The sequence below is a fragment of the Rugamonas rubra genome (assembly GCF_900114705.1).
GTDB lineage: Bacteria > Pseudomonadota > Gammaproteobacteria > Burkholderiales > Burkholderiaceae_D > Rugamonas > Rugamonas rubra.
Window position 1 is genome coordinate 473,152 of sequence record NZ_FOTW01000004.1, and the last position, 14,879, is coordinate 488,030.

Here is a 14,879-nt window from a genome sequence, read left to right on the forward strand (position 1 = left end):
CGATCCGGCGGACGTAAAAAAAGCAGCCCAGGCTGCTTTTTTTACGTCCATGCGCGCCGGCTAGCGCAGCACCACCTTGCGCAGGAACAGCGCCAGGTGGCGCTGGTCGCCGGGGCCGGGTTCGCCCGGCGCCTCGTGGGCCAGTTCGATTTGCAGCTGGCTGGCGCCGCGCACGGCGGCCGGCAGGGCCACGGCGGCGCCCTGTTGCAGGTCGTGCCAGCCGAGGTCGACGCCGTTGACGCTGAGCCGGCTGCGCCGGTTGCCGGCGAAATAGTAGCCGCTCAGCGTCAGCGTGGCCGGCGGCTGCGCCGCGTCGACCGCCACCTGCAGGCGCGAGTTCGGCCCGTTCGACCAGACGCCGTCCCAGCCGCTGCCGTTGCGCTCGGGGTTGCTCCAGCCGAAGGCCAGCAGCTGGGTCTGCAATTGCTGGAACTGCTCGATGGCCAGCGTGCGGCCGGCCCCGCCGCCGCTCTTGCAGCGCACCGGGCCGTTGATGTAGCGCCAGTGGCGCATGGTGTCGACGGTGTGGTTGTCGGCCGCCAGGCTGTTGCCCTCGCCGCACAGCAAAACGTCGATGTCGCCGTTGGCCAGGTTGTACAGCAGCTTGTTGGACGGCCCCTCGACGCTCAGGCCGTAGACCTGGTCGGTGCGCACGTTGCCGTCGTTGTGGCCGTTGCGCTCGGCGAAGATCTCCGGCTCCGGGTTGACCAGGCCGGGGGCGCGCTGCATCACCCAGCGGCTCAGCGGGCTCAGCTCCAGATAGTGGTAGCGGCTGGCCGAATAGGTGAACAGCGCCTGCACCAGGGCGACCGCCAGCAGCGGCGCCAGCGGCCAGCGCGGATGGTCGCGCAGGCGCCAGAGCAAGGGGAACAGGAAGGCGGCGCCGCCCCAGAAGGCGTAGCGCATGACGCCGGTGGCGCCGGAGTTCCAGTTCAGCACGGCCAGCGCCGGCACCGACAGCGCCAGCGAGAACAGCAGGCACAGGCCGAGCAGGGCGGCGTTGCGGCGCCGCTCGGCGGCCGGCCGGCCGCGCCAGCCGAACAGCAGCAGCGCCGCCCAGACGCCTGGGATGCCGATCAGCATGCCCTGGTTCAGGTCGAAGTAGAAGGAGTGCAGCCGGGTCGGGTTGACCAGGGTCGGGTCGGAGAACAGCTTGACGATGATGTTGGGCACGCCGAACTGCCACAGGTTGTACAGCGGCGGAACGGCGAACACGGCCAGGCCGAGCGCCAGCGCGGCCAGGTAGCGCGGCCGCAGCAGCGCGGCCAGGCGGGCGCGCGCGCCGCCCTCGAGCAGGCACAGGCGCAGCAGCGGGGCGAAGCCGAAGAAGAACACGATGGTCGGGTTCTGCAGCGCCGCCAGGCCGGCCAGCAGGCCGGCGCGCAGCGGCGCGCCGTCGCAGTACAGGATCAGGGCGGCCAGCAGGGCCGCCGCGCTGAGGCACTCCGGGCTGCCCCAGTCCCAGTACTGGGCACCGCCGCTGAGCATGAACAGGGCGAGCGCCAGCAGCGCCTTGGGCGTCGAGCCGAACAGGCGGAACAAGCTCATGCCGAGCACGAACAGCATGCCCAGGTTGACCAGTTGGTAGGCCTTGAACGGGTCGACGCCGAGCCCCTGCAGCAGCTTGAACGGCAGCGCCGTCAGCAGCGCGTAGCCGAAGAAGTGGACGGCGTAGACGCGGCCGTCCTTGCCACGGGTGAAGGCGGCGTACAGCTCGGGCTTGTTGGCCCGCATGTCGTCCTCGATGATCTGGTAGACGCCGACGCGGCTGGGCACCAGCTGCTTGGCCACGGCGATGTCGTCGAGGCGGATGTCGGGCGAGCCGTGGCGCACCAGGGCGATGGTCTGCAGCGAGTATTCGACGGCGTCGCCGTTGTGGGCCGGGCCCTTGCTCAGCAGCAGGGCCAGCAGCAGCGCGCCGAGCAGCAGGGCGAAGCGCCAGGCGGCGGCGCGGCGGCCGGTTGGGGTCGGGTCTAGGCTCAAAAACAACTCCACGATCTAGGGAGGGCCGCCGGGGCGGCCGTCGGGTTGCGGCGGCGCCGGCTGCAGCGCGATCTCCTGCAGGAAGAAGGCGATGCGGCGGCGGTCGGCCTGGCCGGCCGGCGGCTGGTAGGGCGCCTCGTGGTCCAGCTGCAGCGTCAGCGCCGTGGCGCCGGCCGGCAGCGGCAGCAGCGGCAGCTCGCGCAGGCGCTGCCAGCCCAGGTCGCGGCCGTTGATGCGCACGCGGGTGCGGCCGTTGCCGTCGAAGTAGTGGCCGATCACCAGCAGGCCGGCGTAGCGGCCGCCGGCCGGCAGCGCCAGCGTGACGCTCGAGCTGTCGCCGTCCGACCAGCTGCCGTTCCAGATGCCGCCGCCCGACTCCGGCCGGCTCCAGCCGGCGGCCAGCTGGACGCCGTCGGCGGCGAGGAACTCGGCCAGGCGGTAGCGCAGCGCCGGCGCGCCGGCGTCGACGCAGCGCAGCGCGCCGTCGACGTAGCGCCACAGGCCGGCGCTGTCGCGCGCCAGGTTGTCGGCGGCCAGCGCGCGGCCGGCGCCGCACAGGCTCTGCGCGGCGTCCAGGTTGGCGCGGTTGTACATGGTCTTGACGCGTTTGCCGTCCTGCTCGTAGGTGGTGATGCGCTCCGGCGTCAGCTCGACCTCGCCGTGCTGGACGCGCTCGGCGAACAGCTCCGGCTCCGGGTTGTACCAGGCCGGCGCGCGGCGCAGCACGGCCTGCGCCAGCGGGCTGAACTCGAGGCTGTCGTAGCGCCGCGCGTTGGCCGTCGCCAGCGCCTGCAGCGCCAGCAGCGCCAGCAGGGCCGGCAGCGGCCAGGCCGGGCTGGCGCGCAGCTGCCACAGCAGCACGTACAGCAGCGGCATGGCGCTCCAGAAGGCGTAGCGCATGACGCCGGCGGCGCTCGAGTTCCAGTTGTGGATGGCCAGCGTCGGCACGGCCAGCGCCAGTGTCATGGCCACGGCCAGCAGCAGCATGGCCAGGCGGCGCGCGCCGGCCAGGCCGGCGCCGGCGCCGTCGCGCCCGGTCCAGGCCAGCAGCCACAGCGCCAGCGCCGGCACGGCCACCAGCATGCCCTGGTTCAGGTCGAAGTAGAAGGAGAACAGGCGCACCGCGCTCATCAGCGAGACGTCGGTGGCCACCTTGGCGATCAGGCTGGGCAGGCCGAACTGGTAGAGGTTGAACAGCGGCGCCAGGGCGAACACGGCCAGGCCCAGCGCCAGGCCGAGCAGGCGGCGCGGCCGCAGGCCGGCGCCCAGCGCGGCGCGCCAGCCGGCGTCGGCGCGGTAGTCCTGGCACAGCTGCAGCAGCGGGGCGAAGCCGAGGAAGAACACGGCGGTCGGGTTCTGCAGCGCCGCCAGGCCGCCCAGCGCGCCGGCCAGCAGCGGCGCGCCGGCGGTGTTGAGCAGCAGGGCCGACAGCAGCAGGCTGGCCGTCATCAGCTCCGGGCTGCTCCAGTCGAGGTAGAGCCAGCCGCCGCACAGCATGAACAGGGCCAGGCCGAACAGCGCGCGCGGCGCCGAGCCGAACACCCGCAGCAGGCTCATGCCGAGCACGAAGACGCAGGCCAGGTTGAGCGCCAGATAGCACTTGAACGGGTCCTGGCCGGCCGCCTGCAGCAGCTTGAACGGCAGCGCCGCCAGCGCCGAGTAGGCGAAGAAGTGCAGCGCCTGGACCTGGCCGTGCAGGCTGCGGTAGAAGCCGCGCAGCGGCACCTGGGCGTCGTCGCGCAGGCCCTGTTCGAGGCGGTCGAGGTCGGCGTCGAAGTAGGCCGGCAGCAGCGTGCGCGCGGCGGCCAGGTCGCCGGCGCGGATCTCCGGCGTGGCGTGGTTGGCCACGGCCAGGGTCATCAGCGTGTACTCGCTGGCGTCGCCTTTGAGCTGCGGCGGGCGGCCGGCCAGCACCGCCAGCAGGAGCAGCAGCAACAGCAGGGCGAAGCGGCCCGGCGCGGCGGCGCGCGCCGGCGGCGTGAGGGGGAGGGCGGTCAAGATGGCTCCAGGCGTGGACATGGCGGCGCGGCGGTTCAGCGCGTCAGGGCGAAGGCGCCGGCGGCGATCAGCAGCAGGCCGACCACCTTGGAGACGGTCATCGGCTCCTGCAGTGCGGCGTAGCCGAGCAGCGCCACCAGCGCCATGGTGATGGCGGTCATGGCCGGGTAGGCCAGGCTGATCTGCATGCGCTGCAGCGCCAGCGAGTAGCAGACGAAGCCCAGGCCGTAGGTGGCGCAGGCGCCGCCCAGGTAGGCCAGGCGGGTCACGCTCCAGTCGCTGCCGGCCATGCCGGACAGCTTGATGAGGTAGGTGGCGGCGGCGCTGGCCAGGGCGGCCAGGGCGCACCACAGGTAGCCGATCAGGGTGGGACTCATGTGCTCTTTCAATGGAATGGTGGGTGGCGCCGGCTCACAGCGCGGCGACGGTGGCCAGCGCCAGGCAGGCGGCGATGATGGCCAGGCTGAGGCGGTCCTTGCTGACGAACAGCACCGGGTCCTCGTTGACCTCGCCGCGGTAGGCCAGGATCCACAGCCGGCCCAGCCAGAACACCAGCAGCGGCACCACGCCGAGCAGGTACTCGGGGTGGCGGTACATCGGCAGCACGTTCGCCGAGTTGATGTACAGCATGAAGATCACCACCGACAGGAAGCCGGCGTTGACCCCCATGGCGCCGATCGGCGCCTTGTCGGCGATGGTGTAGCCGCGGCCGCTGGTCTTTTCCTTGCCCTGGCGCTTCAGGTTGAACAGCTCGCTGTAGCGCTTGAGCAGGGCCAGCGACAGGAAGATGAAGAAGGAGAAGGCCAGCAGCCAGAACGAGGGCGCGATGTGGGTGGCGGCGGCGCCGCCGAGGATGCGCAGGGTGTACAGCAGGGCCAGGGTGACGATGTCGACCATCAGCAGGCGCTTCAGCACGAAGGAGTAGGACAGCGTGCTGGCGAAGTACACCAGCACCACGCCCAGCAGCAGCGGCTTGAGCACGGCGCACAGCGCCAGCGCGGCGCCGGCCAGCAGTGCGCTGGCGCCCAGCGCCAGCGCCAGCGACAGGCTGCCGGCGGCGATCGGGCGGCGGCACTTGGTTGGGTGCAGCCGGTCGTCGTGGGCGTCGAGGGCGTCGTTGAGCAGGTAGGCGCTGGAGGCGCACAGCGAGAACGCGGCGAAGGCCAGCAGCGAGTCGGCCAGCGTGGCCAGGCCGAAGGCGTGGCCGGCCAGCATCGGCAGGAACACCAGCAGGTTCTTCAGCCACTGCCGCGGCCGCATGGCCTTTAGCAGCGCCGCCGCCGGATGGCCGCGGCGCGCCCCCAGGTGCACCGTGCTGGCGCCGCCGGCCAGGCGGAACGGGCGCCGGCTGACGCTGAAGGCGTGGCGGCCGGCCTGCCACACCGGCAGGTCGACGCGGCAGTTGCCGACGTAGTCGAAGCCGGCGGCGCCATAGTGGCGCTCGAGGGCGGCGGCCTTGTTGCCCGAGGTCAGGTTGACGCCGTCCTCGGTGGCCAGCACCAGGTCGAACAGGCCGAGGTGGGCGGCGATGCGCTCGGCGAAGCCGCGCTCGCTGCCGGTGGCCAGCACGATGCGCCGGCCGCGCGCCCGCTCGACGCGGATGTGCGCCAGCAGCACCTGGTCGTAGGGCAGCGTGGCCGGGTCGATGGCGACCTCGGCGGCCAGTTTGGCCTTGAAGCCGGCCTTGCCCAGCAGCAGCCAGGCGGGCAGGCGCCAGGCCTGCCAGAACTGCTGCTTGAGGAACAGCAGCAGCGCCTCCCACAGCATGTCGGAGTAGATCAGGGTGCCGTCCAGGTCGATCACCAGGGGCGGCTCGGCGCGCGCCAGGTCGTGCGCGGCGCCAGGCGGGGAGGAGGGCTGGGGCAGTGTGCTCATTCGGTCTCGGCAGGGTTGGGGGTTGCGGTGTCGGCGGCGGCCTCGAACAGCAACGCGGTCAGCGCGGCGACGTTGTCGGTCCAGCTCAGCCAGGGCATGGCGTCGGACGGCGGATTGCCGCCGGCGGCCAGGCCGGCCAGCCAGGCGCGCAGCGCCAGCGCCAGCGCGGCGCCGTCGTGGCCGCTGAAATAGGCGGCGTGGCCGCCGGCCACCTCGCGGAACACCGGCAGGTCGCGCGCCAGCACCGGCAGGCGGTGGCGCGCCGCCTCGATCAGCGGCAGGCCGAAGCCCTCGCCCTCGCTGGGCACCAGCAGGCAGGCGCTGGCGGCGTAGACGCGCTCGAGGTACTCGTCGCTGATGCCGGCCAGCCAGTGCAGGCGGCGGCCCGCCTCGGGGTGCTGTTGCAGCCGGGCGACGACGGCCGGGATGCTGCGCCGCTGCGCCGCCGGCAGGCCGCGCCAGCCCTCGCGGCCGACGATCACCAGCTGGGCGTCGACGCCGTCGGCCCACAGCCGCTCGAAGGCCTCGAGCGCCTGCAGGTGGCCCTTGCGCGGCTCGATCGTGCCGACCATCAGGAAGGCCGGGCTGGCCGCCAGGCGCGCCAGCACCGCCTCGGCGTCGGCCGCCAGGCCGACGCTGGGCGCCGAGGCGGCCAGGTCGGCGCCGTGGTGCAGCACGGCGATGGCCGGCGCGGCCAGGCCGGCCTCGGCCAGCCAGCGGCGCAGCTCGTCGGCCACCGCCGCGCTGATGCAGACCAGGCGGTCGGCCTCGGCGCCGACGCAGGCCAGCCAGCGGGCGTGGCCGGCCGCGCTGTCGGGCGGGAAGTGCAGCGGCTGCAGCACCGGCAGCAGGTCGTGCACGAGGAAGTTGATGGCCACGCCGCGCTGGCGCCACTCGCGGTACAGGCCGGCGGCGGCCGCCGCCACCACGGCGCCGGGGAAGAAGTCGGGGCTGTAGAAGACGTCGCCGGCGCCGACCCGCACGGCGTCGTCGCTGATGCCGGCCTCGTCGACGCCGAGCAGGCGGTGGCTGTAGCGGCGGGCGTGGCGGTAGTGCCAGCGGTCGCCCTCGTCGCTCAGGTAGACCGGGCGCACCTGGTAGCGCGTGGTCGGGGTGCGCAGCAGCTCGGCGAGCTGGGCGCGCACCACGCGCTCGATGCCGGTTTGCAGGTCGTTGCGGCAGATCGCCGAGACGTCGACCAGCAGTTGCGGCGCCGGCGCGTTGCCGCCCAGCGCGCGGTACCAGTGGCCGCCCAGCACCACGCCGAGCAGCTGCTCGGCGCTCTGCGCCCAGCTCAGCCCGCGCAGGCCGGCCGAGGCCGGCGCGGCGCCGGCGGCGCGCAGCGCCAGCCAGCGCTCGACGGCGCCGGCCAGCTCGGCCGGCTCGACGCCGTCGAAGTAGTAGGCGTGCTCGCCGGCCACCTCGCGGAACACCGGGATGCCGCGGGCGATGATCGGCAGGCCGTGGCCGGCCGCCTCGATCAGCGGCAGGCCGAAGCCCTCGGCCTCGGAGGCGGCCAGCAGGGCGGCGGCGCCGGCGTACAGCTTGAGCAGCATCTCGTCGGACACGCCGGGCAGCCAGAACAGGCGGCGGCCCCGTTGCGGGTGCTGCTCGAGGCGCTTGACCAGGCCGTCGACCAGCCAGCCGGTCTTGCCCACCACCACCAGGTTGAGTTCGACGCCCTTGGCCCACAGCAGCTCGCAGGCGGCCAGCGCCTGGGCCTGGCCCTTGCGCGGCTCCAGCGTGCCGACCATCAGCAGGGTCGGCGCGGCGGCCAGCGCCGCCAGCACCTGGCCGGCGTCGGCCGGCAGGCCGCTGCTCGGCGCGCTGGCGGCGATGTCGGCGCCGAGGTGGAACCAGCCCAGCTGCAGCGGCGCGGCGCGCCGGCTCGGCCGCGTCGCCAGCCAGCCGGCCAGCTCGTCGGCCACGGCGCGCGAGATGCACACCACGCCGTCGGCGACGTGCGAGACGGTGTCGAGGTAGTCGCCGTAGTACTTTTCGGCGCCGAAGGGGAAGGCCTCCGGCCGCAGCAGCGGCAGCAGGTCGTAGACGACGAAGTCGATGCGCACGCCGCGCCGGCGCAGCGAGGCCAGCAGCGCCTCGTTCTGCGTGGTGCCGTTGGTAAACAGGTCGAGGCCGAGGAAGTGGTCGCCGGCGCGCACCTCGATCGGCGCGTCCTCCAGCCCCAGCGGCTCGACGCCGAGCATGCCCTCGGTGAAGCGGCGGGCGTAGCGGTAGCAGTGGTTGCCGCCCTCGCTGAACACCGGCTCGACGCGGTAGCCGGCCGGCGGCGCGGCGAACAGCGCCAGCACGATGCTGCGCACCACGCGCTGGATGCCGGTCTTGTGGTCGGCCTGCACCAGCGCCGAAATGTCCACCAGCAGCTGGCGCGGCGCGGCGGCCGGGCGGTTGGCGGCGATCGCCGCCGCCGCCGCCACCAGGTCGGCCTCGGCCGGGCCGCGCGGCGGCGCCAGGCGCGCCAGCGCGCCCAGCAGGGTGCGGTAGCGCGCCGCCGGGCTGTGCGCGGCGAAGTGTTCGATCGCCTCGTGGTAGAGGGCGCCGACGGCGGCCGGCGCGTGCAACGCGCGGACGTGGCCGCGGCCGGCCTCGGCCAGCGCGGCGCGCCGCGCCGGCTCGGCGTGCAGCGCGGCCAGCGCCGCCGTCAGCTCGGCGTCGCTGAATTCGTCGGCCAGCTTGAGCAGCACGGCGTCGGGCAGGTCGGCGGCGGCGCCGTGCGCGTTGATGATGGTCGGCACGCCGTGCAGCAGGCAGTCGAGCACCGAGGCCGAGGTCTCGCCGCGCGTCTGGCAGCGCAGCTGCACGGCGACGTCGCAGGCGGCCAGGTAGTGTTGGTAGTCGGCCGCCGTGACGAAGCCGGTGATGCCGATCCGGTCGGCGCGGCCGCTGTCGGCGATCTGGCGCAGCAGCGCCGCGCCGTAGGGGCCGGCGTCGTTGTCGCCGACGAAGACCAGCCGGCAGTCGTCGCGCGCCGCCAGCGGCGAGGCCAGGAAGGCGGCCAGCAGGCGCTCGTTGAGCTTGGTGGCGCCCAGCATGCCGAAGCTGCACACCAGGAAGGCGTCGTCGGCCACGCCGAGCGCGCGGCGCGCCTCGGCGCGCGTCGCCGTGCCGGCCGGCAGGCCGCGCAGCAGCGGCAGCGTGCGCCAGGCGGCGGCGCTGCCGGCGCCGTACCAGCGCTCGGCCAGCTGGCGCGAGAAGTCGGCGTGGACGATGACGCCGCTGGCCTGCTCCAACACCGGGCGGTTGCAGGGGTAGGCCCAGATGGCGGCGTTGCGGCCGCGCTCGCGCTGCTCGAACAGCGCGCTGTAGCCGTGCGAGGCGTACAACGCCTGCAGGAAGGCCTGCGGCTGGACGCCGTCGCGCTCCATGTTGTCGAGCACGCCGCTGAGGAAGAAGTCGTGCAGCACCACCACGCCGGGGTGGCGTTCGAGCAGGCCGAACATGTGCTGGTGGGCGTTGGAGTTGCCGAAATGGTAGAGCACCCGCTGGTAGGCGCCGGCGTGGCGCTCGAAGTAGGCCGGCGTGCGCAGCGGCCAGCGCGCCGCCAGCGGCGTCTCGGCCTGCGGGCTGACCAACTCGATGTCGTAGTAGGGGGCCAGCTCGGCGAGCAGCTCGGCGCTGTAGTCGGCGATGCCGGATTTTTCCGGCGGCAGCGGCGAAACGAAGGCCAGCTTGGGCCGCGCGGCGGCGGCACTGCCGGTGGCGGCTGCCGCCACGGCCACGGCGTTGGCGGCGGCCTTGCCGGCTTCGGCGCCGGCGCCGGCGCGGCGCGCCAGGGCATCCTCCAGCGCGCGCCACAGCGCGGCGGCGTTGGCCTCGGCGTCGTCGTCGGCGGCGGGCGCCAGCACCGGCACCGGCGCCAGCGCGGCGGCCAGCGCCGCCGTCTCGGCGGCGGCGCCGGCCAGCACCAGGTCGGCGCGGCCGAGCAGGGCGCGCTGGCGCTCGGCCAGCGGGCGCAGCGCGGCGGCGGCCGGCGCGCCCAGCGCCGCCGCGTCGGCCAGCGTGTAGGCGCGCAGCGCGCCGGCCGGACCGGCGCCGCAGACGCTGTCGGCCAGCGGCCGGTCGAACAGGCCGGGCACCAGCACGGCGTCGGGACGCAGCTCGGCCAGGAAGGCGTCACGGATCAGTTCGGCGGCGCCCTGGCGCCAGGCGCCGGCACCGGCCGGCAGCGCGTAGCAGAGCACCTGCGCCGCCGGCAGCAGCCCGGCGAAGGCCAGCCGCAGCGGCTCGACGCTGTCGCCGTGGCCGCCGTCGAGCGCGATGAGGACGACGTGCTGCGGGGCGGCCTGGCGCGCCAGGGCCTGGGCCAGCGCCAACACGGCGTCGGGCTGGCGCGCCGCGCCGTTCTGGCAGGACTGTAAATCGATAACGAGACGCATGATCAGTGTTCGGTGGGTTGGTGGGCGCGGCGCAGGTCGGCCAGCACCTGGCGGGCCGACAGCGGCAGTTCGCGCAATTGGTAGGGCAGGTCGGGCGCGTGCTGCACCAGGCCGCCGCCGCCCTTGGCCGCCGCCAGCGCGCGCAGCACGCGCGCCTGGGTGGCGGGGAAGCGGGCCAGCAGCGGCAGCAGCAGGCGGCGCAGCGCCTGGCGCGAGCTGAGCCAGCGGGCGGCGCGGCGCACGGCGCCACGGGCGCGCCGCCGCGCCAGACTCAACAGGCTGCCCTCGCCGCGCCGGCACAGCAGGCGCAGCGGCGCCGTCAGGCGCCACGAGCTGCTCGCCTGCATCGCCAGCAATTTCTGTTCGAGGCCGCCGGCCCAGGCGGCGCTGCGGTGCAGCTCGGCCTCGAAGTCCAGCGCGCGCTGCTCGGTCTGGTGCAACTCGGCCTGCAACTGGGCCGCCTCGTCGACCGCCAGCCGGGTCTGCCGGCGCGCGTCCTGCAGCGCGCCCTCCAGGTCGGCGGCGCGCTGCGCCGCCTGCGCCGCCTCGGCCTGCGCCTCGGCCTGCTGCTCGGCGACGCGCTGGCCGGCCGCCTCGGCCTGGCGCCAGGCCTTGTCGAGGTGGTGGCTGATGTAGTCGTCGAAGACGTTGGCCTGCACCGTCAGCTGCTCGCCCAGTTCGGCGTGCTCGTCGGCCACGTAGTAGCGGTTCAGGCCGTCGAAATAGCGGAAGGTGTAGCCGTGCCCGGCCACCAGCTGCTCCCAGCTGGCGTGGTTGCTCACCCGGCTGTTGGGCAGGGTCGCCTCGACCACCACGATCCACGGCCGGCAGACGCTCCAGTCCATGCCGCGCAGCACCTCGCCCTCGAAGCCCTCGACGTCGATCTTGAGGAAGTGCACCGGGCCGCGCACGTGCTCGCGGCAGATCGCCGCCAGCGTGCGCAGCGGCACGGTCTGCTCGACCACGGCGTAGCCCTCGGCCTGGTGCGCCGCCGCCACGGCGGCGTCGGTCGAGGCCCAGCCGTTCACGTCGGGCACGTCGAACAGGGTGATCTGGCCCTCGGCGGCGCCGGCCGCCACGGTCAGCGTCAGGTCGCGTGGCCGCTCGGCCAGGAAGGCGGCGCGGAACGAGGGCAGCGGCTCGATGTTGATGCCGTGCCAGCCGCGCTGGTAGAAGGCCTTGGTCACCGAGTGCTGCTCGGGGTCGTTGGCGCCGACGTCGATGTAGAAACCGTTCTCGACATGCTGCAGGGCGCGCCACAGCAGCACGTCTTCGCCGTTCTGGGCGTAGGAAATAAAGCTCATGTGCGTTCGATCTCGATAACGGGGTTCAGCCAGGCCGAGCCCTCGAAGTGGGGGCGGCGCATGTTCACCACGGTGAACACCAGCGCCAGGTCGCGCCACTCGTAGTTGTTGACCAGGTGGGTGGCGGTGCTGACGATGGCGGTGGCCACCGAGTAGCTGCCGGCGCCCAGGTTCATGGCGAAGCGGAAATCGTAGACCACCCGCTCGCCGGCCGCCACCGCCTCCAGCGCCAGCTCCTGCAGGTGGGTGTTGGTGCCGTACATCGGCTGGCCCAGCCGGTCCTTGATCAGGTAGCCCAGCACCATGCGCGGGATCGCCGCGTGGGCCTGCACCACCACCCGCAGCGTCACCTCGGCGCCGACGTCGACCACCTCGACGGCCAGGCCGTCGGCGTCGAGCAGGCTGATCTCGGCCACGGTGGCTTCGCCGGTGCCCGAGGTGGTCTGCACCTTGCCGTCGTCGCGCTCGGTCAGGCGCACCGTCTGGTTCTCGCGCTCGGCGATCAGGGCGTTGTAGTAGTCCATGATCTCCTCCGGCGCGCCTTCCTTGGCCAGGCGGCCGCCGTCGAGCAGGATGGCGCGGTCGCACACCGACTGGATCGCCTGCTTGTCGTGCGACACCAGCAGCAGCGTGGTGCCCTCGCGGCGAAACTGGCGGATGCGCTCGAAGCTCTTGTGCTGGAAGTAGGTGTCGCCGACCGACAGCGCCTCGTCGACGATGAGGATGTCGGGCCGGCGCGCGGTGGCCACGGCGAAGGCGACGCGCATCTGCATGCCGCTCGAATACACCCGCACCGGCTGGTCCATGTAGTCGCCGATCTCGGCAAAGGCCTCGATCTGCGGCATCAGCGCGTCGATCTCGGCCACCCCCAGGCCGAGCAGCTGGCCGGCCATGTAGACGTTCTGCCGGCCGCTGAAGTCGGGGTGGAAGCCCATGCCCAGTTCGAGCAGGGCGGCGACGCGGCCCTCCAGGTGCACCGCGCCGGTGGTTGGCTGGGTGGTGCCGGTGATCAGCTTGAGCAGGGTGCTCTTGCCGGCGCCGTTGATGCCGATCAGGCCCACCGCCTCGCCGCTGGCGACGTGGAAGTTGATGTCCTGCAGAATCCACTTGAGCTTGTGGCGCGCGCCGGCCGACGGCAGCAGCCACTCGCCCAGGCGCGACCAGCGGGTCGGATATTGTTTGTAGGCCTTGCCCAGATTGCTGACGGTGATCGCGCCCATATTACAGTTCATCCACCATTTCTCCCGCCCGCTTGCGGAACAGCTTGAGGCCGAGCAGGCACAACAGCGCGGCCAGCGCGGCGGCCGGCAGCAGCGCCGCCCAGTCCGGCATGCGGCCGCCCACCAGCAGGTTCTGGTAGGACTCGATGATCGGCATCATCGGGTTCCACGCCAGGTAGGAGCGCAGCGCCGGCGGGATGATGCTGACCGGGTAGACGATCGGCGTCAACCAGAACCAGAACTGCAGGAAGATGGTGAAGAACTGGCCGACGTCGCGGAAGAACACGTTGAGCACGCCGAGCACCATGCCCAGGCCCAGCGCCAGCGCCAGTTGCAACAGCAGCACCGGCACCAGGGCCAGTATGATCCAGCCGGGGAACTGGCCCGACAGCGCGAGGAACAGCAGGAACAGGCCGAAGATGATGGCGAAGTTGACCAGCGCGTTGAGCACGGCGATCAGCGGCAGGCAGACGCGCGGAAAGCTGACCTTCTTGAGCAGGTTGGCTTGCTCGAGGAACATGTTTTGCAGGCGCGTGGTCAGCTCGGCGAACAGGCCCCAGGTGAGCACGCCGGCGCACAGGTAGATGCTGTAGGCGAACTCCGAGCTGGCGCCCGGCAGCTTGCTGCGCATCACCTGCGAGAAGATCAGCGTGTAGACCAGGATCATGGCCAGCGGGCTGAGCACGGTCCAGGCCGCGCCCAGCATGGTGTTGCGGTATTTGGCCTGGAACTCGCGCTTGACGCTGCCGAGCACGAAGCCGCGGTAGGACCACATGGCGCCCAGCATGGCGGGCGCCCTCACGCGGCGCCCCGGCGTGGGGAAAATGACGATGGAAAGCTCATAAGCAGACGGTGCGGCGCGCAGACAGCCTGCTGGCCCCTGAAGTTAAGAGGGGTGGATTATACAGCACTGACTTGCCACAGTTGTAATAGGTTGTTACAGGGAATCACTCGCCCTGGACCAGTTTTTGCAGCGCCTCGGGATTCTTGATCACCAGGCGGTGCGGCTCCTTTTGCACGATGCCCTGCTGCACCAGCGTCAGCAGCGCCCGCGTCACCGTCTCGCGGCTGGTGTTGATCATGTTGGCGATGTCCTGGTGGGTCGGCAGGTTGTCCACCACGGTGCCGTCGGGCAGGCGCTTCTGCATCAGCACCAGGAAGGTGTAGATGCGCCGCGAAGTGTTGTTGATGCTCAGCAGGGCGCGGAACTCCGAGTCGCGCTGGATCTTCTGCGCCAAGTGCTGCAGCATCTGCTTGGCCACCGACGGCGAGTGCGAGAACAGGCGCATCGCCAGCGGCGCCGGCAAAAACGCCACCAGCACCTCGCTCATCGCCACCACGGAGGCCGAGCGGGTGGTGCCGTTGATCAGCGCGATCTCGCCGAAGAAGTCGCCCGGTGCCAGCATGCGCAGGCCGACGGCGCGGCCGTCCTCGGTCACGTCGATCACCTGCAGCTGGCCGGACAGCAGAAACAGCAGGCCGTCGCCGCTGCCGCCCTTGTGCAGCACCACCTCGCGCTTGGCGTATTGGCGGATGCGCAGTTCGGCCTTGACGGCGACGATCTCCTCGTCGGACAGGTCGGCCAGCAGGGGGATCTTGCGCAGGTGGACCTGGGCGTTGCGTTGCTGTTGTTCCTCCGGTACCGGGACGGCGGTCTCAGCCGCCGCTGTGACGGGGGCTGCGACCACGATGGAGGCTTGGGCCGCAATGGGGGCGGGCGGATCGGTTGGCTCGGTCGGCTTCATGGTCGGCTTCTCGCTCATGGCGTGGCGCGCACGGTGGTGTAGGCCAGCGCCAACAGGCCGGCGCAGGCGATGCCGGCGGCGTTGGCCGCCATGTCGCGCCAGCAGAAGCTGCGTTCCGGCACCAGTTGTTGCAGGCATTCGATCAGCCAGCTGGCCAGCAGCAGGCCGCCCAGCCAGCACAGGCCCTCGAAGCGGCTGCCGGCCAGCGGCAGTGCCAGCAGGGCCAGCGCGCCGAAGCCGCCGAAGTGCATCAACTTATCGTTCGGCAGGTTCGCCGGCAGCCAGCGGTTCGGCACCAGGCAGCCCAGCGACAGCAGCGCGGCGGCCGCGATAAACATTCCCCAACTCAATTCCATA

At 72.5% G+C, this 14,879-nt stretch carries 10 protein-coding genes; all 10 read right to left on the minus strand.

The window, feature by feature from the left end:
- Positions 1 to 60: 60 nt before the first annotated feature.
- The 10 genes from BM252_RS02160 to BM252_RS02205 all read right to left on the minus strand — a co-directional run bounded on the left by BM252_RS02160 (position 61) and on the right by BM252_RS02205 (position 14,860).
- Positions 61 to 1,983: a hypothetical protein gene (locus BM252_RS02160; protein ID WP_093382963.1), complete on the minus strand. Its 1,923-nt coding sequence runs from the start codon at positions 1,981 to 1,983 to the stop codon at positions 61 to 63.
- Positions 1,984 to 1,998: 15 nt separating this feature from the next.
- Positions 1,999 to 3,981, minus strand: a complete 1,983-nt coding sequence (locus BM252_RS30835) for a hypothetical protein (RefSeq protein WP_093382966.1) — start codon at positions 3,979 to 3,981, stop codon at positions 1,999 to 2,001.
- 35 nt (positions 3,982 to 4,016) lie between these two features.
- On the minus strand, positions 4,017 to 4,358 hold the full coding sequence (locus tag BM252_RS02170) for an SMR family transporter (RefSeq protein WP_093382968.1): 342 nt from the start codon (positions 4,356 to 4,358) through the stop codon (positions 4,017 to 4,019).
- A 34-nt stretch (positions 4,359 to 4,392) separates the two neighbouring features.
- Positions 4,393 to 5,856, minus strand: a complete 1,464-nt coding sequence (locus tag BM252_RS02175; RefSeq protein WP_093382970.1) for a UbiA family prenyltransferase — start codon at positions 5,854 to 5,856, stop codon at positions 4,393 to 4,395.
- Positions 5,853 to 10,253, minus strand: a complete 4,401-nt coding sequence (locus BM252_RS02180) for a glycosyltransferase (protein ID WP_093382972.1) — start codon at positions 10,251 to 10,253, stop codon at positions 5,853 to 5,855. The genes BM252_RS02175 and BM252_RS02180 overlap by 4 nt, the downstream gene beginning before the upstream one ends.
- Before the next feature lie 2 nt (positions 10,254 to 10,255).
- Complete coding sequence (locus BM252_RS02185; protein WP_093382975.1) at positions 10,256 to 11,557, minus strand: FkbM family methyltransferase; 1,302 nt, start codon at positions 11,555 to 11,557, stop codon at positions 10,256 to 10,258.
- Positions 11,554 to 12,777: an ABC transporter ATP-binding protein gene (locus BM252_RS02190; protein ID WP_093382977.1), complete on the minus strand. Its 1,224-nt coding sequence runs from the start codon at positions 12,775 to 12,777 to the stop codon at positions 11,554 to 11,556. The genes BM252_RS02185 and BM252_RS02190 overlap by 4 nt, the downstream gene beginning before the upstream one ends.
- Before the next feature lies 1 nt (position 12,778).
- A complete protein-coding gene (locus tag BM252_RS02195; RefSeq protein WP_174900384.1) occupies positions 12,779 to 13,564 on the minus strand; it encodes an ABC transporter permease in 786 nt (261 codons plus the stop codon).
- Positions 13,565 to 13,724: 160 nt separating this feature from the next.
- A complete protein-coding gene (locus tag BM252_RS02200) occupies positions 13,725 to 14,540 on the minus strand; it encodes a Crp/Fnr family transcriptional regulator (protein ID WP_245774042.1) in 816 nt (271 codons plus the stop codon).
- Positions 14,537 to 14,860, minus strand: coding sequence for a VanZ family protein (locus tag BM252_RS02205; protein WP_245774043.1), 324 nt, complete (start codon positions 14,858 to 14,860; stop codon positions 14,537 to 14,539). Before BM252_RS02205 ends, BM252_RS02200 begins: the two co-directional genes overlap by 4 nt.
- Positions 14,861 to 14,879 lie beyond the last annotated feature (19 nt).

Coding starts and splice junctions, on each gene's coding strand:
- BM252_RS02185 (WP_093382975.1), bottom strand. CDS start 11,557: ATGAGCTTTATTTCCTACGCCCAGAACGGCGAAGACGTGCTGCTGTGG.
- BM252_RS02190 (WP_093382977.1), bottom strand. CDS start 12,777: ATGGGCGCGATCACCGTCAGCAATCTGGGCAAGGCCTACAAACAATAT.
- BM252_RS02195 (WP_174900384.1), bottom strand. CDS start 13,564: ATGCTGGGCGCCATGTGGTCCTACCGCGGCTTCGTGCTCGGCAGCGTC.
- BM252_RS02170 (WP_093382968.1), bottom strand. CDS start 4,358: ATGAGTCCCACCCTGATCGGCTACCTGTGGTGCGCCCTGGCCGCCCTG.
- BM252_RS02180 (WP_093382972.1), bottom strand. CDS start 10,253: ATGCGTCTCGTTATCGATTTACAGTCCTGCCAGAACGGCGCGGCGCGC.
- BM252_RS02175 (WP_093382970.1), bottom strand. CDS start 5,856: ATGAGCACACTGCCCCAGCCCTCCTCCCCGCCTGGCGCCGCGCACGAC.
- BM252_RS02205 (WP_245774043.1), bottom strand. CDS start 14,860: ATGTTTATCGCGGCCGCCGCGCTGCTGTCGCTGGGCTGCCTGGTGCCG.
- BM252_RS02200 (WP_245774042.1), bottom strand. CDS start 14,540: ATGAGCGAGAAGCCGACCATGAAGCCGACCGAGCCAACCGATCCGCCC.